The sequence below is a fragment of the Pseudomonas sp. zjy_15 genome (genome assembly GCF_043101865.1).
Lineage (GTDB): Bacteria > Pseudomonadota > Gammaproteobacteria > Pseudomonadales > Pseudomonadaceae > Aquipseudomonas > Aquipseudomonas putida_Y.
Genome location: NZ_JBICII010000048.1, coordinates 1 through 16,773, shown reverse-complemented (window position 1 = coordinate 16,773; position 16,773 = coordinate 1). Strand labels below are relative to the sequence as shown.

At 61.4% G+C, this 16,773-nt stretch carries 15 protein-coding genes; 7 read left to right on the top strand and 8 right to left on the bottom strand.

From position 1 onward, the window contains the following. Positions 1-420: 420 nt before the first annotated feature. The 7 genes from ACF8EF_RS08940 to ACF8EF_RS08910 all read left to right on the top strand — a co-directional run bounded on the left by ACF8EF_RS08940 (position 421) and on the right by ACF8EF_RS08910 (position 6,926). Positions 421-1,227, top strand: coding sequence for an NAD(P)-dependent oxidoreductase (locus ACF8EF_RS08940; protein ID WP_176685120.1), 807 nt, complete (start codon positions 421-423; stop codon positions 1,225-1,227). Between the two features lie 21 nt (positions 1,228-1,248). After that, positions 1,249-2,130: an SMP-30/gluconolactonase/LRE family protein gene (locus ACF8EF_RS08935; protein WP_176685121.1), complete on the top strand. Its 882-nt coding sequence runs from the start codon at positions 1,249-1,251 to the stop codon at positions 2,128-2,130. A gap of 65 nt (positions 2,131-2,195) precedes the next feature. Beyond that, positions 2,196-3,167 (top strand): TRAP transporter substrate-binding protein, encoded by a 972-nt coding sequence (locus ACF8EF_RS08930; RefSeq protein WP_392460938.1) that lies wholly within the window; start codon positions 2,196-2,198, stop codon positions 3,165-3,167. Between the two features lie 65 nt (positions 3,168-3,232). Next, positions 3,233-3,760, top strand: a complete 528-nt coding sequence (locus ACF8EF_RS08925) for a TRAP transporter small permease (protein WP_392460936.1) — start codon at positions 3,233-3,235, stop codon at positions 3,758-3,760. Continuing rightward, on the top strand, positions 3,761-5,041 hold the full coding sequence (locus ACF8EF_RS08920) for a TRAP transporter large permease (RefSeq protein WP_176685124.1): 1,281 nt from the start codon (positions 3,761-3,763) through the stop codon (positions 5,039-5,041). 66 nt (positions 5,042-5,107) lie between these two features. Further along, the gene (locus ACF8EF_RS08915; RefSeq protein WP_176685125.1) at positions 5,108-6,031 is read left to right on the top strand and encodes an EamA family transporter; all 924 of its coding nucleotides are present in this window, start codon (positions 5,108-5,110) and stop codon (positions 6,029-6,031) included. 25 nt (positions 6,032-6,056) lie between these two features. Next, entirely contained in the window at positions 6,057-6,926 is an 870-nt protein-coding gene (locus ACF8EF_RS08910) for an aldose 1-epimerase (RefSeq protein ID WP_392460934.1), read from the top strand. A gap of 73 nt (positions 6,927-6,999) precedes the next feature. On the opposite strand, the gene ACF8EF_RS08905 is transcribed toward ACF8EF_RS08910, so the two are convergent. The 8 genes from ACF8EF_RS08905 to ACF8EF_RS08870 all read right to left on the bottom strand — a co-directional run bounded on the left by ACF8EF_RS08905 (position 7,000) and on the right by ACF8EF_RS08870 (position 16,637). Next, complete coding sequence (locus tag ACF8EF_RS08905; RefSeq protein WP_021784473.1) at positions 7,000-7,896, bottom strand: LysR family transcriptional regulator; 897 nt, start codon at positions 7,894-7,896, stop codon at positions 7,000-7,002. A gap of 108 nt (positions 7,897-8,004) precedes the next feature. Continuing rightward, the gene (locus tag ACF8EF_RS08900) at positions 8,005-10,041 is read right to left on the bottom strand and encodes a pyridoxamine 5'-phosphate oxidase family protein (RefSeq protein ID WP_392529076.1); all 2,037 of its coding nucleotides are present in this window, start codon (positions 10,039-10,041) and stop codon (positions 8,005-8,007) included. A 27-nt stretch (positions 10,042-10,068) separates the two neighbouring features. After that, positions 10,069-10,698, bottom strand: coding sequence for a glutathione S-transferase family protein (locus ACF8EF_RS08895; RefSeq protein WP_064492310.1), 630 nt, complete (start codon positions 10,696-10,698; stop codon positions 10,069-10,071). 169 nt (positions 10,699-10,867) lie between these two features. Beyond that, positions 10,868-11,419 (bottom strand): UPF0149 family protein, encoded by a 552-nt coding sequence (locus tag ACF8EF_RS08890; RefSeq protein WP_392460931.1) that lies wholly within the window; start codon positions 11,417-11,419, stop codon positions 10,868-10,870. A gap of 90 nt (positions 11,420-11,509) precedes the next feature. Further along, the gene (locus ACF8EF_RS08885; RefSeq protein WP_392460930.1) at positions 11,510-12,499 is read right to left on the bottom strand and encodes an asparaginase; all 990 of its coding nucleotides are present in this window, start codon (positions 12,497-12,499) and stop codon (positions 11,510-11,512) included. Next, complete coding sequence (locus tag ACF8EF_RS08880; RefSeq protein WP_392460928.1) at positions 12,496-13,650, bottom strand: hypothetical protein; 1,155 nt, start codon at positions 13,648-13,650, stop codon at positions 12,496-12,498. The genes ACF8EF_RS08885 and ACF8EF_RS08880 overlap by 4 nt, the downstream gene beginning before the upstream one ends. 10 nt (positions 13,651-13,660) lie before the next feature. Next, entirely contained in the window at positions 13,661-14,557 is an 897-nt protein-coding gene (locus ACF8EF_RS08875; protein WP_176685130.1) for a nitrilase family protein, read from the bottom strand. 145 nt (positions 14,558-14,702) lie between these two features. Further along, on the bottom strand, positions 14,703-16,637 hold the full coding sequence (locus ACF8EF_RS08870) for a flavin monoamine oxidase family protein (RefSeq protein ID WP_392460942.1): 1,935 nt from the start codon (positions 16,635-16,637) through the stop codon (positions 14,703-14,705). Positions 16,638-16,773 lie beyond the last annotated feature (136 nt).

Sequence of the window (16,773 nt, the reverse complement as noted above, 5' to 3'; positions counted from 1 at the left end):
TGTCCACCATTGATCAGGTGTAGGAGCGGGTTTACCCGCGAATACGGTGGTGGCGGCAACGGTGAACGACGGGTGGAGATTGGCCAGCAGGGCCGGCCTCTTCGCGGGTGAACCCGCTCCTACACGACGGTCTGTGTCCAACCACCGCTGTGTGTCCACCACCGATCTGCGTAGGAGCGGGTTTACCCGCGAATGCGGTGGCGGCGGAGACGGTGAACGGCGGGTGGAGATTGGCCAGCAGGGCCGGCCTCTTCGCGGGTAAACCCGCTCCTACGGGCGACCGCGCAGGCCTTTCGCATTTTTTACCCGCAAAAAAGGCCGGCAAAAGCCGCCCAAGCCTCATTGACAACACACAGAACCACCGCCAATAATCACTCAAGTCATACGACAACCTACAACAACTAACAACAAGAGCCGGCCATGACCACTACCCCCTTCAATCGCCTGCTGCTCACCGGAGCCGCAGGCGGCCTGGGCAAGGTCCTTCGCGAACGCCTGCAAGGCTACGCCGAGGTCCTGCGCCTGTCTGACATCAGCCCCATGGCCCCGGCCGCGGGCCCGCACGAAGAAGTCATTACCTGTGACCTGGCCGACAAGGCTGCGGTGCATGCCCTGGTCGAAGGCGTAGACGCCATCCTCCACTTTGGTGGGGTTTCTACCGAACACGCCTTCGAAGAGATTCTCGGCCCCAACATCTGCGGCGTGTTCCACGTGTACGAGGCGGCGCGCAAGCACGGGGTCAAGCGCATCATCTTCGCCAGCTCCAACCACACCATCGGTTTCTATCGCCAGGATGAGCGCATCGACGCTCACGCGCCGCGCCGTCCCGACAGCTATTACGGGCTGTCCAAGTGCTACGGCGAAGATGTGGCCAGCTTCTACTTTGACCGCTACGGCATCGAGACCGTCAGCATTCGCATCGGCTCGTCGTTCCCGCAGCCACAGAACCTGCGCATGCTCTGCACCTGGCTGAGTTACGACGACCTGGTGCAGCTGATCGAACGCGGGCTGTCCACCCCCGGCGTTGGTCACACCATTGTCTATGGCGCCTCCGACAATCGCACCGTGTGGTGGGACAACCGCCATGCCGCGCACCTGGGCTATGTACCCAAGGACAGCTCCGAAACCTTCCGCGCTGCCGTGGAGGCCCAACCGGCACCCGCCGCCGATGACCCGAGCATGGTCTACCAGGGCGGCGCTTTCGCCGTGGCCGGCCCGTTCAACTGACCCCAAGCCAAGAGGCATGGCATGAACTGCGAACTGATCGTCGACGCCCGCAACGGTACCGGCGAAAGCCCTGTGTGGCACCCCGGTGAACAGGCCTTGTACTGGGTAGACATTCCCGCTCGCCAGTTGCATCGCTGGCAAGCGGCCGATGGCAAACACCAGTGCTGGCAGGGCGACGAGATGCTGGCCTGCATCGCCCGCAGCGGTCAGGGTTGGATTGCGGGCATGGAAAGCGGCATCTTCCAGCTCCAGGCCAGGGCGGACGGCAGCCTGGACAGCCGGCTGCTCAGCAACGTGCAGCACGCTCAGGCCGGCATGCGCTTCAACGATGGCCGCTGCGACCGTCAGGGCCGCTTCTGGGCCGGGACCATGCTGCTGGACATGCAGCAAGGTGCCCACGTGGGCGCGCTGTACCGGCAGGACGGCAAAGGCCAGCTGCACCTGCAGCAGGACGGCATGATCGTGCCCAACGGCCTGGCCTTCAGCCCCGACGGCACGCGCATGTACCTGTCCGACTCGCACCCGAACGTGCAGAAGGTGTGGGCTTTCGACTACGACATCGACAGCGGCACACCGCACAACAAACGGCTGTTCATCGACATGCGCGACTACCCCGGCCGCCCGGATGGCGCCGCCATTGACCAGGACGGCTGCTACTGGATCTGCGGCAACGACGCCGGGCAGATCCACCGTTTCACCCCCGAAGGTCGCCTCGACCGATCACTCAGCGTGCCGGTGAAAAAGCCGGCGATGTGCGCCTTTGGCGGCGCCAGCCTGGACATTCTGTACGTCACCTCGATCCGCCCCACTGGCATCGACCTGCGCGACCAGCCCCTGGCTGGCGGGGTATTTGCCCTCGACCCTGACACCAAGGGCCTGGAGGAACCTGCCTTCCGGGGCTGACGCCCCCTAGCCATACCCACACTTGCACCCACGAAACCAGATAATAAAAACCACGGAGTTTCATCATGACGTTCAAACGCAAGCTGCTCCTTGCCGTACTCCCGTTCGCCTTCAGCGTGTCCATGCCTGCTTCGGCGCTGGACATCAAGTTCGCCGAGATTCACCCGGCCGGGTACCCGACCGTGGTCGCGGAACAGAACATGGGTAAAAAGCTGGAGGACGCCAGCAATGGCGAAATCACCTTCAAGATGTTCGCCGGCGGCGTGCTGGGATCGGAGAAGGAAGTGATCGAACAGGCTCAGATCGGCGCCGTGCAGATGACCCGCGTCAGCTTAGGGATCGTCGGCCCGGTGGTGCCGGATGTGAACGTGTTCAACATGCCGTTCGTGTTCCGCGACCATGATCACATGCGCAAGATCATCGACGGCGAGATCGGCCAGGAAATTCTCGACAAGATCACCAATTCCGATTTCAACCTGGTAGCCCTGGCCTGGATGGATGGCGGCTCGCGCAGCATCTACACGAAAAAGCCGGTGCGCAGCCTGGAAGACCTCAAGGGCATGAAGATTCGCGTACAGGGCAACCCGCTGTTCATCGACATGATGAACGCCATGGGCGGCAACGGCATCGCCATGGACACCGGGGAAATCTTCAGTGCCCTACAGACTGGCGTGATCGATGGTGCCGAGAACAACCCGCCCACGCTGCTTGAGCACAACCACTTCCAGAGCGCCAAGTACTACACCCTCACTGGCCACCTGATCCTCCCGGAGCCGGTAGTGATGTCCAAGACCACCTGGAACAAGCTCAGCCCCGAGCAGCAGGCGCTGGTGAAGAAGGTGGCGCGTGAAGCACAGATGGAAGAGCGCGCGCTGTGGGATGCCAAGACCGCCGCCAGCGAAGAGAAGCTCAAGGCCGCCGGTGTCGAGTTCATTACCGTCGACAAGAAGCCGTTCTACGACGCCACCGCTTCGGTACGCGAAAAATACGGCGCGCAGTACGCCGACCTGATGAAACGTATCAACGCTGTCCAGTAACCGCGCCCCTTCCCGAACGACCTCGGCAGCGCGGCGCCCGCCGCACTGCCGCTTTGGTGATGCCCATGAAAAACCTGTTCCTGCGTGTGAACGACACGCTGTACTGCACCTGCACCTGGGTTGCCGGCCTGTCGATCCTGACCATGTCGCTGATCATTCCGTGGGGCATCTTCGCCCGCTACGTGCTCGGCACCGGCGCCAGCTGGCCGGAGCCAGTCGCCATCCTGCTGATGGTGGTGTTCACCTTCGTCGGCGCCGCCGCAAGCTACCGGGCCGGGGCACACATGGCGGTGACGATGATCACCGACCGCCTGCCACCGCTGCCGCGCAGCCTGGCCGCGCTACTGGTGCAAGTGCTGATGATTCTGGTGTGCGTGTTCATGACCTACTACGGCACCAAGCTGTGCATCACCACCTGGAACCAGTTTCTGGCGTCACTGCCGGGGGTGCGGGTGGGCATGACCTATGCGCCGATCCCGATCGGTGGCGTGCTGACCCTGGTCTTTGTGCTGGAAAGGCTCCTGCTGGGCGATCAGAGCCACCGCAAGGTAGTGCGCTTCGACCACCTGGAAGAAAACGAAGGAGCAGCATAAATGGATGCGTTCATTCTGTTGGGCAGCTTCATTGCGCTTATTCTGCTGGGCATGCCAGTGGCCTACGCCCTGGGCCTGTCGGCGTTGATTGGCGCCTGGTGGATTGACATCCCGCTGCAGGCGATGATGATCCAGGTGGCCAGTGGGGTTAACAAATTCTCGCTGCTGGCGATTCCGTTCTTCGTGCTGGCCGGCGCGATCATGGCCGAAGGCGGTATGTCACGGCGGCTGGTGGCGTTTGCCGGGGTACTGGTGGGCTTCGTGCGTGGCGGGCTGTCGCTGGTCAACATCATGGCCTCGACCTTCTTCGGCGCGATTTCCGGCTCGTCTGTGGCGGACACCGCGTCGGTGGGTTCGGTGCTGATCCCGGAGATGGAGCGCAAAGGCTACCCGCGCGAGTTCTCCACCGCCGTGACCGTCAGCGGCTCGGTACAGGCGCTGCTGACTCCGCCCAGCCACAACTCGGTGCTGTACTCGCTGGCGGCGGGCGGTACGGTTTCCATTGGCTCGCTGTTCGTGGCAGGTGTGATGCCCGGGTTGCTGTTGAGCGCCGTGATGATGGGCCTGTGCCTGATCTTTGCCAAGAAGCGCAACTACCCCAAGGGCGAAGTGATCCCGATGCGCCAGGCGCTGAAGATAGCCGGCGAAGCGCTGTGGGGCCTGATGGCCATGGTGATCATCCTGGGCGGCATCCTGTCGGGCATGTTCACCGCGACCGAATCGGCAGCAGTGGCGGTGGTGTGGTCGTTCTTCGTGACCATGTTCATCTACCGCGACTACAAGTGGCGCGACCTGCCCAAGCTGATGCACCGCACGGTACGGACCATCTCGATCGTGATGATCCTCATCGGCTTTGCTGCCAGTTTTGGTTACGTGATGACGCTGATGCAGATCCCGTCAAAGATCACCACAGCATTCCTGACCCTCTCGGACAACCGCTATGTGATCCTGATGTGCATCAACTTCATGCTGTTGCTGCTGGGCACGGTGATGGACATGGCGCCGCTGATCCTGATCCTTACGCCGATCCTGTTGCCGGTGATCACCGGTATCGGCGTGGACCCGGTGCACTTTGGCATGATCATGCTGGTGAACCTGGGGATCGGGCTGATCACACCACCGGTGGGCGCCGTGCTGTTCGTCGGCTCAGCCATCGGCAAAGTGAGCATCGAGTCGACGATCAAGGCAATGCTGCCGTTCTACCTGGCGCTGTTCATGGTGCTGATGGCGGTGACCTACATTCCGGCCATCTCGCTGTGGCTGCCCAGTGTGGTGCTGTAAATAAGATCGGGGCTGCGATGGGCTGCAAAGCAGCCCCCTTGGCCCTACCTGCAACGGATCCTGCACATGGCTGCCCCCTCCTCGGCTGTACCTCTATTCCCACGCAAACTGGCAATCGCCTTGCTGGCCCTGCTGGCCTGTTCATTCGCCGGCAACCACATTGCCGCTCGCATCGCATTCGACGACGGCACCGGCGTGCTGCTGGCCATTCTCTGCCGCTCAGGTATTACCTTGCTGGTACTTGCCTGCCTGCTGCTGTGGCAACGCCAGGCCCTGGGCCTGCCCGCCGGTACCCGGCACTGGCAACTACTGCTCGGCCTGCTGATCGCCACCCAAAGCCTGTGCCTTTATTCGGCGGTCGCACGCATTCCGGTAGCCTTGGCGCTGCTGGTGGGCAACACGTTCCCGATGCTGCTGGCGCTGCTCACCTGGGCACTGGGCGGTGCACGCCCCACCGGCCGCACGGTGTTGTTCATGAGCCTGATTCTGTGCGGCCTGGTACTGGCGCTGGATGTACCGGCACACCTGGCCGACAGCGGTGCGGCCAACCCGCACTGGGCATTAGGGGTGAGCCTGGCTTTCGGCGCGGCCTGTGCCTTTGCCTGTGCCTTGTGGGTCACCGACCACAAACTGGCTGCCGTGCGCGGCCCAGTACGCAGCCTGCTGACCTTGCTGATCGTGTTCTCCAGCATGCTGGTGGCAGGCGCAAGCGGCGTGATCCCATCCGGTTTGTCACTGCCAGGCAGCAGCAGTGGCTGGGCAGCCCTGGCCACCCTGGTAGTGCTGTATGGCCTGGCCTTCAGCTTGCTGTTCGTCTGTGTCCCTCGCCTGAACATGGCGCAGAACGCACCGGTAATGAACGTTGAACCCATCGCCACGTTGTTGCTGGGCTGGGCCTTGCTCGACCAGCACCTGAGCCCTGTGCAACTGGTCGGCGCTGCGGTGGTGGTGTGTGGCATCGTGCTGCTCACCTACCGCCGGGCCAATTGATTGATCTTCCATAAAGGAGCCTTGCATGGCTGTGACCGAACTGCACCTGCAAGACCGCCTGACACACCTGAGCCTGGCCCCGGAAATAGGCGCCAGCCTGGTCAACTGGCAGGTAAAGGTGACCGGGCAGGCACTGCTGCGCCATACCGACGCGGCCGCGCTGGCCAGTGGTACGCCGCGACGCTTGGCCTGCTACCCGCTGGCGCCGTGGTCCAACCGCATTGCCGAGGGTGGCTTTGCCCGGCCCGAGGGGTGGCAGGCACTGTTACCGAATACCGGGCATGACCCTTACCCGATTCATGGCAGCGCCTGGCAGCAGGCCTGGCAGGTAGAACACCACAGTGAACAGCAGGCTCGGTTGACGCTGGACAGTGCCGTGCCGTTTGCCTACCAGGCCACGCTGGATGTGCACCTGCATGAGGGTTGCCTGAACCTGGACCTGCAGGTGATGCACCAGGATGAGCCAGCTACCTGGTATGGCCTGGGGCTGCATCCCTACTTTCCGCGGTATCCCGATACCAAGTTGTACGCAACTGCGCGCAACGTGTGGCTGGCCGGGGATGGGCGGTTGCCCTCGTACCAGGCCGAGGTGCCCGAACAATGGCGTTTCAATGCCATGGGGCGTTTGCCCGAGACAGTGGTTGATCACGCCTTCAGTGGCTGGCCAGGGGAGTGCGTGATCGAACAGCCCAGCGCGGGTTATCGACTGGCGTGCAGTGCCAACGAGGCTGGACACTTCTTGCTGTTTTGCCCGCAAGGGCAAGGGTTTTTCTGCTTTGAGCCGGTTAGCCACCCCATCAATGCGCACCACCTGCCAGGGCGGCCAGGGTTGCGATTGTTGCACCGGGGGGAGGCAATGAACCTGGCGTTCAGGATGCAGTATCAGGCGTTGTGAGCGGGTTGCCTGAAAAACGGCCGCCACGGTATCAAACATTGTTTAGCATCATTTCTCGACACGATGCAGGTTCTCAATCCAGCTGCTGATCGCGCAATCCTTGCGCCAGCATGTCGATAAAGGCCCTGACCTTGGCCGAGCCGTACTTGCTTTCGCGGTGCAGCACATGAATGGGCCAGGGCGCCTCTTCGTACTCGGCCAGCAGCACCTGCAGCTGCCCGCTGGCCAGCTCGTCTACGACCTGATACGACAGCAGCCGGGCAATCCCCAGCCCGCCGCTGGCAGCGGCGATTGCCCCGTCATTGCTGGTTACCGTCAGCCGTGGCTTCATGCGCACCAAGGTCGGCTCGTCGGTCACGCCGAAGCGCCAACCGGCCCGCGGCGACAGGTTGGTGGTGCCGATTACCGCATGCCCGGCCAGGTCCGACGGGTGCTTCGGCACACCATGGCGCGCCAGGTAGTCGGGTGAGGCACACAACATGCGCCGCACCCTGCCCACCCGCAGCGCCTTCAACCCGGAGTCGGGCAACGGCCCGATGCGCACGGCCACGTCCATGCCCTCCTCGACCATATTCACCACGCGGTCGAGGAAGTACGCGGAAACATCGACTTCCGGGTACTGCTGCAGGTAACGGACGATGCACGGCATGACGAACTTCCTGCCGAACAGGATCGGCGCGGTCACCGCCAGGTCGCCCCTGGGGGTCGCGTTGATGCCGGCTGCGGCTTCATTGGCCTCGTGGATGCTGGCGAGGATGTGCCGGGTGTCTTCCAGATAACGGCCGCCGGCCTCGGTCAGGCGCACGCTGCGAGTTGTGCGCAGCAACAGCTTGACCCCGAGCTGCTCTTCCAGGGCGCTGACGGCGCGGGTGACAGCGGCCGGGGAAATGTCCAGACGGCGAGCAGCAGCGGCGAAGCTTTCCAGCTCGCCGACGGCGACGAACACCTTCATCAGGTGGATCTGGTCCATGCGGGCTCCTGAAGGTTAAGAGGCGTGGGGATTATCTTTCATCTGGATGCCTGGTGTTAGCTGTGCCGGCCTCTTCGCGGGCAAGCCCGCACCTGCGACTGGCTTGAATCAGACATCCAGCACCAACGCCTGCATCCCCTCCTCCACCTTCGCCGGCACAGCACAACAGATCAGCACCGAACCCGCCTCCGGCAACTCTGCCGGCGGATTTGGATAATGCACCTGGCCGCTCACCAGCCGGGTCTTGCAGGTACCACACGAACCACCCCGGCAACTGAACTCCGGGGCCAGCCCACGCGCCTCGGCCAGTTCCAGCAAAGTGCCGCTACCGGGAACCCAGCGTGCCTCCTTGGCCGACGCGGCAAAATACACCGGCACCGGTTCGTCAGCGGCAGGTGGCTGTTGCAAGGTTGGCTGGTCTGCGTCGGTGTACCGCCGCAGCGTCGACGGGCCAAACGCTTCGGCGTGAATCCGCGCATCCGGCACATGCACCCCACGCAGCCCTTCGTAAAGCTGCTGGGTGAAGCTGCCCGGGCCACACAGGTAGAAATCGTAGTCGTCCAACGCCAGCGTTGCCTTGACCTGTTCGATACCCAACCGGCCGGCAAACTCGTAATCACGACCGACCTGCGCGTGCCCTTCAGGCTGGCTCAGGGCGCGGTGTACCTGCAGTAGATCGCCAGCCTGTTGCCGCAAGGCCGCCAGTTCCTGCTGGAACGGCAAGTCGGCCAGGCTGCGTGCGCCATGGAACAGATGAATGCGCCGGGCCTGCCCTGTCCTCAACTGCTGGCGCAGCATGGCCAGCAACGGCGTTATACCCACGCCCGCGCCGATCAGCACCAACGGGCGCGTGCTTTGCTGGTCAAGCGTGAAGCTGCCCATCGGCGGCCGCACATTCAGCACATCGCCGGCCACAACGCGCTCATGCAGATACCGCGAAGCCGGGCCCTGGGCTTTGACGCTGATGCGCAAGAATGCATCGGCCGGGGCACTTGAAAGGCTGTAGGTGCGGATCAGCGCCGACTCGCCATCACGCGGCACTTGCACAGGCAGATGCTGGCCAGGGGCAAAGGCCACACGGCAGCCTGCCGGTGGTTCGAGATAGAACGAGCGGATATCGCGACTTTCCTGCTCCACCCGCAGCACCCGCCAGGCCAGCCATTGGCGCTGTTGTTGCCGCTGCTCCAGGCGCGCATCGGCCTCGGCCCAGGTGCCGGTCATCAGACTGGTCGGCGCGTATTCCTTGAAAGCCCAGCGCAGGGCAACGGCTGCCGGACGCCTCACCACCTGCTCGACCTGCAGTGTCCATAACCGCTCAGCCCCTTCAAAGGCCTGGATGGCCGGGCTGTCCAGCAGCACCTCGGCACGTCCATACAGTTGCAACACATTGCCATTATTGAAGTCGATGAACAGCAAGCCGGCCCGCGGGTTGACCACCAGGTTACCCAAGGTGTTGAAATGCAGATTGCCAGCATAATCGGGAATGGTAAGCCGATTGCCTTCGACCTTGATGAACCCTGGCCGGCCACCACGGTGGGAGACATCCACCGAGCGCTGGCCGTCAGCATGCTCGACATAGCTGGCGACGAAGAAGGTATCGGCGGCCTGGATCATGCTGACGGCGGAGGTATCCAGTGTTGTCGCATCGATGCGCCCGAGGGCGGGTTCGGTGACGCGGGTGTAGTCACGCAACTGGATGTACTGCGGGCAGTTGCCAAACGCCTGCTCTACGGCCACTTGCAGTTGCCCTTGGGCAGCGTGGCGGATCTGCCCGTTGATGCGATTGCGCCGACGGGTGTGCAGTTCGATCCCCAGCAAGCCCACCGCCTGCCCGGCAGCCAACCCGGGGGTGGCGGGGTCATCTACTGGCAACGTGGTGTGGATCGTCAGCATACGAGGGTCGGGCGAGCTTACGAACCCTTCCGGCCCTTCCAGCAGCGTGGCCCATGGCCGACCCTGGGCATCCACACTGGCGGCGACCATGAACGGTAACTGATGATAGAACGTCCGATGCTGGTCGGGCATGTGGTCACGAATGACCTTTTGCCCGAACGCCTCCATGCGTTCTGCTACACCGACCTTTTCCTGCAGGGTCTTTTCACCCGCATGCCAGGGCGAGGGGCAGTGATCAGGAGATTGTTGCATGGCGGCGTTCCTCGCGATGGCGGGGTTTCAGGCGTGGGTTTGCAGCCCGATCACGGTGCGCGGCATGGGGACGAAACGCGGCAGCGCCTCGATCCGCGCCAGCCAGTTGCGCACATTGGCATAGGGCTCCAGCGACACATTGCCTTCGGGGGCGTGAGCGATGTACGAGTAGTTGGCAATGTCCGCTATGGTGGGTGTGCTACCCGTCAGGAATGGCGTGTTGGCCAACTCGGCATCGATCACCTTGAGCAAGGTGTGGGCGCGGGAAATCACTTCGTCGGTATTGAACGAAGCCCCGAACACCGTGACCAGGCGGGCGGCTGCCGGGCCAAATGCCAGCGGGCCCGCGGCGACCGATAGCCAGCGTTGCACACGGGCAGCGGCGGCAGGTTCTTCGGGCAGCCAGGCACCGTTGTCATACTTTTTGGCCAGGTAGACGAGGATGGCGTTGGAGTCGGCAATCACCGTGCCGTTGTCATCGATGACCGGAACCTGGCCGAACGGGTTGAGTGCGAGGAAGTCCGGCTGCTTGTGCGCGCCTTTGGCCAGGTCGACGAACACCAGCTCGGTGGGCAGGTTCAGTAGCGAGAGCATCAACTCGATGCGATGGGCATGGCCAGACTTGGGGAAGTTGTAGAGCTTGATCGGGTTCGACATGGGCTTGGCTCCTGGTCAGCGCCGGGATGGGGCTGATGGAGCACATGCTGCACTGGATCGGCTGGCAGCAGAATCAGTGCGCAGGGGAAACCATAATTTCGCGGGGCGGAACAATGGTTTCCAAACACTTGCGCTGGCGCCTACAGGTGAGCGCTAGCCAACGATCCGATCAGTGCAGCTTTTTGAAATGTCGGTACAGCCCACGCGCAGCCTCGACCACCTGCGGCACACAGGCCTGGATATCCTCATCGCTCATCTGGTCCAGCAGCTCGAAGTTATCTTCCAGCCCATGTAGCGAAATGGCCTTGAGCAGCGGGGCCTGCTCCGGTGGCAACTCGCCCCAACCGGCCACCTGGGTACCGCGCATGTAGCCGAAACACCACTCCTCCATCACGATCACAGTGCCCTGCTCGCCTTCGCGTTCCTCGAACAGCGGTTCGAACTGGTCGACCTCATTGCTCAGTTCTTCTGCCACCTGGCTGGCATAACGCAGCATCAATGCCGTGTAGGCCTCCTCATGCGCGGGCTTCTTGAACTTCGGTACCTTGCCACCCGCTACCGCCGGCAGCCATTGTTCCGGCAGGACAGTGATCGGCGAACTGGCCAGTGCGACGAAAAAGCCATTGAGCTCGGCCAGGTTCAGCACCGAGTAGTCATTGCCATAGGTGATCAGCAGGTCTTCGAGGCGGTCGAGTTCTTTTTCGCTGAGTACGGGGAGCATGGTAAGAATCCTGGGAAGCAAAAGTGTGTGCACCCTAGCACAGCAACGCCGGAAGGGCTGCCCGCGCGAACGCCCGCGCGGGCAGATGGTTCAGGGCTGCAACCAGTCCTGCAGCTCATGTTGCCGGTCGGTGCCTATCAGCAGCCACAGCAAGATGCGGCATTTGCGCGGGCAGAGTTGCCCAGCCATGTAGACGCCTTTTTTCTGCAGGTCGATCTCTGCACCAGCAAACCCGTAGGTTGCCCGGGCTGTAGGCCCCCTCCCTGTGCGCGTAGCAACCATGACCGGCAAGGTGGGCGCCAGGTGTTCCAGCACTTCGGACCAACTGGCGGAAACATGCCCAGCACCGAAACCGGCGATGACCAACCCCTCATAACCCAAGGTGGCCACAGCCCGCAGCAGCGCCGTGTCTGCGTCTAGGCAGGCTTCCAGCAGGGCAACGCGCTGGTCGGTGCGGTACGGTAACGGCAACACTTTCCGTCGCCCGGGCGGATGGCGATACAACACAACACCCTCCACAACGTCGCCCAACGGGCCACATCCGGGCGACTCGAATGCCGCCATCGCCAGGCTGGCCGTCTTGCGAACCCTTGCCGCGCAGTGGACCTGATCATTCATGACCACAAGCACACCTCGCCCACGGCTGTGTTGTGCCAATGCAACCTGAGCCGCAGCCAACAAGTTGGCCGGCCCATCATTGCCCGGCTGACTCGCCGAGCGCATGGCACCGGTCATCACCAATGGCACATCGAATGACCAGAGCAGGTCCAGGAAATAGGCCGTTTCCTCAAGGCTGTCGGTCCCTTGGCTCAATACCAAGGCCTGAGCCCCGCGCTCCACTTCCCCCTGGGCCCATGCCAACACCTCCAGCAACGTCGCGAAGCCCAGCGATGCACTGGGGAGCAGGCACAATGAAGCAACGTTCAACTGCGCCATCTCGCGCAATTGTGGAACCTGAAGCAGTTGCCGCTCACAATCCAGGCTTGGCGTCACACCATCCCCGACAGCACCGGCCCGCATACTGACCGTGCCGCCCAGGCTGGCGATCGACAGCCTGGGCAGACTCGAATGTTCACTCATGCTTCTCCCCCCACAAGTAATCCGACTACAGGCACGATTCCCAGCGTGCAGACGGCCATCGACACCACATTGCCGATGTAGCCATGCACATAGGCCGGCAACCGCCGAGTGATCGCCACTGCCAGCGGCGGAGCCACCAGTGCACCCAGCACTGCACTCGCCACCACCACTTGCCAGCTGCCGCCATGTGTCAACACCGCGGCCGGGACGATCGACACAATCGGAATGTAGGTAGGGTACCACCCACGGGCTTTCCACTGTCCACGCCAGAGTACAACCCCGACCAGGGAGGCCAAGGCCTGCCCGGCCACCATCTGCATCACCAGCATAGAACCGTAGGACAGTGCAGCCGGACTCAACAGGTATGCCAGCAACACACCCAGCAATAGCCCGAGGCTGGCCAGCTCATTACCAAAGAATGGGGCTTCGCTGAAGTCGGCCAGAACGCGCCGCAAAGTCCAGACCACACCGTAGTCAGGCTGATTGACAACCGGCGCCACGACGGTGGGTTCACAACATTGGCGTACCCATGAAGGAAAGTGCTTGCACAGGATGAAGGCCACCACGCTTGCCACTGCCATGCCACTCACATTGCCCACTACCACTGGCAACTGCAGGGGATAACACAGGTAATTGACCATCAGCAGGCTGGCCGGTGTTACCAGTAGCGCCCCCAGTAGTGCCCCCGTGATCGTCACCCGCCAGCCCGCACCAAAAAGCAATACCATGGCTGCCGGCAATGACACGAAGGCAACGAAGGTGGGTTGCCAGGTGCCACTGGCCAATGTCCATCCCCACAACACATGACTGAGCAGCAAGCCCAAAAGCGAACTGGTAAACACCCATGGCCATAATCCGCTGCCATAGCAGATGGCAAAGCCCTGCCACCGGTACCCTCGCAGCTGCGCCCAGTGCGCCAGGCACGCCCCCAGCAGCAAGCCCAGCGCGGGCAGTTCGTGCTTGTAGAAAGCCACTTCACTGATATCACCCACAATCCAGCGCAAACGGCTGAGCGGCTCATCGAGCGTCGCCACCCTATGCGCATAATCCAGCCATTGGCCATGGGCAAGGCTTGCAGCGAGAAACACCAGCAGGCAGCCGAAAATCAACACAAGCCAATACTGCTGTCGTGAGAAGAGGAGTGTGTTCATTCGCAACTCCTCAACGTGGCATAGGTGCATGCAAGCGATAGCCAAGGGTGGCATCGTAGAGGTCGGTGCGCCGGTCTCTTGGCAGGTCGTTGAGGCTGTTCCAGATCGGTGCCGAGCGCGCACTGCTCAAGTCGACATCGGCATAGATAATCTCCTCGGCTTCTGCACTGCCCACCTCGCCGATCGGCCAGCCATTGGTACCGGCGATCAGCGAGCAGCCCAGGAAGCGCCCGCCCCGCTCGCTGCCGACACGGTTCGCGGCGGCGATATAAACGTTGTTGACATGGGCTGCCGTCATGGTCAGGTACGAGGCCATACAACGCCCTGCATCATCGAACAACGGCGGCGGGGTCCATACCCAGTTGTTGAGGCTGCAGATGATGTCGGCGCCTTGCGCGGCCATCACCCGTGGTACTTCCGGGAACCAGATGTCCCAGCAGATCAGCAGGCCGATACGGCCGATAGGCGTCTCGAACACCGGGAACCCCAGGTCCCCAGGGGTGAACCAAAGCTTTTCCTGGTTCCACAGATGCGCCTTGCGGTAGTGCCCGAGCAGGCCTTCGGGGCCAAACAGTACAGCACTGTCGTAGAGCTTCAGCCCGTCACGTTCGGCAAACCCCGCAGCCAGGTATACCTGGTATTGCTTGGCGAAGTCTGCCCAGGTTTTCAGGCAAGGGCCGTCCCGCAGCACCTGCGCATGGGAATAGGCTTCGGCACGGGAGTTGAAGGTGTAGCCCGTGTTGGCCAGTTCAGGCAGCACGATCAGGTTGGCACCTTCGCGTGCTGCGCGCCGGGCCAATGCCAGGCCTCTGCTCACGTTGTTCTCACAGTGCTCAAGACCGACCTGAGGGTCGTACTGGATGACAGCGATACGTACGGGGCTGACGGGGGAACAGGATTCAGACATGGCGGCTTCCTTTTTATGGTTGTTTTGGAAGGACGCCAGTAAAGCGATGTTGGGTCAGGGAGCGACAGTCAGGAGAGTCCTATGGGACCAAAGGAAAACTACATAATCGCAGTAGGACTCCCCCTACAAAATGCCCCGTACGCCGTTATTTCCCAAGCTGATAGTGGGGGTAGTACTCAAGGGTGAAGCCGCCATTGAACTGCGCTGACGTGTTGTGGCAGAGATTGATGACCGTATCGATTGCCGTGCGCAAACACGGCTCGGTCCATCCGGCGTCAACTGAAAAGGACTCGCCAGCCAGATACAGCCCTGAGCGCGCACTCAGGTCTCGGTTGTATTTCATCAGGTTTACAGCATCAAAGTAGGTACCTGCCCTATACAACTTCGCGCACCCGAGCGCATTTCGGTCTGTGATCCAACGCTGTATGCAAATATTTCGAGTATCGACGTAAGGCGAAATAGCCTCCCCCACATTGGTGCAGCGTAGAAGGATCCGATCGAGCTCCTTCAGGCATTTGCTCGCCAACTCCGCATCAGAGAAGGCTGCCAGTTTGGTCGCGTCATCCTCCCAGGTATAACTGAGGAGAATGCAGTCATCTGGATAGCTATCGTTGTACCGATAGGCATAGACATCGTGCACAAAGCTATCGGTGATCAGAATTTGCGGCATCGGCTTGTGGTCGAGGAAACTTTTCTTCAACGGTGCATAGACCTTGCAACTGGTCTCCCAATGGGCATGCTTCCAGGCGTCGATAATCGGCTGCGGCAACATCTGGCGAGTGAAGCCGTTGAGGCTGATGTTGGTTTCGATCAGCCATGACGGAGTGGTCATGATCACGCTGTCGAAGTCTTCATATTCGGTGCTCTGGTGTAACGGATCACTGCAGCGCCAACGGTATCCGACCCGAATACGGCCATCTTTCAGCTTCTGCACCGCACACACGGACGTATCTGTCAGTAGCCCATCATTTGTTTTCAGAAGATGTTCATATAGCGAGATCCCACCCATGCCGACGTCCAGGTGCAAAAGGCTTTCGTCGAGGGCCGCAAGTCCGAGATAGGCTGGCCCTTGAAACGGCAATCCCCTGCTATCAGGGACATTGTTTGCTTCAAGATGCGGCGCAGTGTAAGGCACACCTCTTGAATCCACACGGCCATGCACCAACTGCAAATGACTGCTGAAGCCAAAGATTGCCGTACGTAGCGGGTACAGGCAGCAAACATCATAAAATGCTCCCCAGCTGCCATCGCCAATACCGATTGCATAGAAAATGGCCGACTCGTCACTGCTCATGCCCAAACCGCCAAAGTCACCGGGGTTTTCAGGGTCCCAGGCAGCAAGGGCGGGCAAATGCACCAGATCCCTGAACGACAGTCGATGATAGCGTTCGACGATTTCCCGCCATATCGACTCCCAGCTTGACGTTCCATAAACCGCGGCAACATGTTCAGCAAATTGCTGAGCAAAATTGCGCCATTTCTCGTAGACCTGTTGCAATATTGCCGAAGGAGGTGGGGTTTCGCCTGACGGATTACGCCAGATCAAAAGACCCGGATCACCTTCCCCTTCTAATTGACCTTCGCGAAGATAAATCCCCGTGGCATTCACCCAAGGTGTACCTGGGTTAGGGAAGTCAGAAATCCGCAGCTCGAACAGCTTTGCGTAATAGGCCATAAGCGACCGACCCTCTTTAGGCGACTCTCCAGTCCTATTGAAGAACGGCATGCGCATCGCCCCCATTTCAAAAGGGGTCGCAGGTTGCTTGTGGCTTGCTGAGCTGTTCACGACCGTCAGGTGTCGCCCGCCTACACGCCGGGACTGCTCAATCAAGGTGATACGGTTGAAACCACAGCGCAATAACTCGCGGGCAGCAGTCAACCCGGTAACTCCGGCACCGACGACGCAAATGCGGTGATCGGGTTGTGTGGCACGTGCGACGCCGCCCTCTTGTTCGAGAAGCCGGCGGTAGTCGAAGCAGAGATCCGGGGGGTTAGGGAAACGCGCGGCCCACGGCTGCGTGGCCAGTAATGGGTCGATGGCCAGATCGGCAGGATGGTTGTGTGTTGAACCAATAGTCATGTTCTCGTGTTCTCCATGAGTAGAGAACCTGAGAATGATCAATTGCAAGAGGCGTAAAGTGGTTGCTATGCACCACCCGACGGCACCTACAGGATCGTGAAACACCTGTGGGTGCCGCCTTACAGCGATCAGGGCG

Bases quoted from the DNA above. Each gene is read 5' to 3' on its own strand.
- ACF8EF_RS08940 (WP_176685120.1), top strand. From the start codon at position 421: ATGACCACTACCCCCTTCAATCGCCTGCTGCTCACCGGAGCCGCAGGC.
- ACF8EF_RS08935 (WP_176685121.1), top strand. From the start codon at position 1,249: ATGAACTGCGAACTGATCGTCGACGCCCGCAACGGTACCGGCGAAAGC.
- ACF8EF_RS08930 (WP_392460938.1), top strand. From the start codon at position 2,196: ATGACGTTCAAACGCAAGCTGCTCCTTGCCGTACTCCCGTTCGCCTTC.
- ACF8EF_RS08925 (WP_392460936.1), top strand. From the start codon at position 3,233: ATGAAAAACCTGTTCCTGCGTGTGAACGACACGCTGTACTGCACCTGC.
- ACF8EF_RS08920 (WP_176685124.1), top strand. From the start codon at position 3,761: ATGGATGCGTTCATTCTGTTGGGCAGCTTCATTGCGCTTATTCTGCTG.
- ACF8EF_RS08915 (WP_176685125.1), top strand. From the start codon at position 5,108: ATGGCTGCCCCCTCCTCGGCTGTACCTCTATTCCCACGCAAACTGGCA.
- ACF8EF_RS08910 (WP_392460934.1), top strand. From the start codon at position 6,057: ATGGCTGTGACCGAACTGCACCTGCAAGACCGCCTGACACACCTGAGC.
- ACF8EF_RS08905 (WP_021784473.1), bottom strand. From the start codon at position 7,896: ATGGACCAGATCCACCTGATGAAGGTGTTCGTCGCCGTCGGCGAGCTG.
- ACF8EF_RS08900 (WP_392529076.1), bottom strand. From the start codon at position 10,041: ATGCAACAATCTCCTGATCACTGCCCCTCGCCCTGGCATGCGGGTGAA.
- ACF8EF_RS08895 (WP_064492310.1), bottom strand. From the start codon at position 10,698: ATGTCGAACCCGATCAAGCTCTACAACTTCCCCAAGTCTGGCCATGCC.
- ACF8EF_RS08890 (WP_392460931.1), bottom strand. From the start codon at position 11,419: ATGCTCCCCGTACTCAGCGAAAAAGAACTCGACCGCCTCGAAGACCTG.
- ACF8EF_RS08885 (WP_392460930.1), bottom strand. From the start codon at position 12,499: ATGAGTGAACATTCGAGTCTGCCCAGGCTGTCGATCGCCAGCCTGGGC.
- ACF8EF_RS08880 (WP_392460928.1), bottom strand. From the start codon at position 13,650: ATGAACACACTCCTCTTCTCACGACAGCAGTATTGGCTTGTGTTGATT.
- ACF8EF_RS08875 (WP_176685130.1), bottom strand. From the start codon at position 14,557: ATGTCTGAATCCTGTTCCCCCGTCAGCCCCGTACGTATCGCTGTCATC.
- ACF8EF_RS08870 (WP_392460942.1), bottom strand. From the start codon at position 16,637: ATGACTATTGGTTCAACACACAACCATCCTGCCGATCTGGCCATCGAC.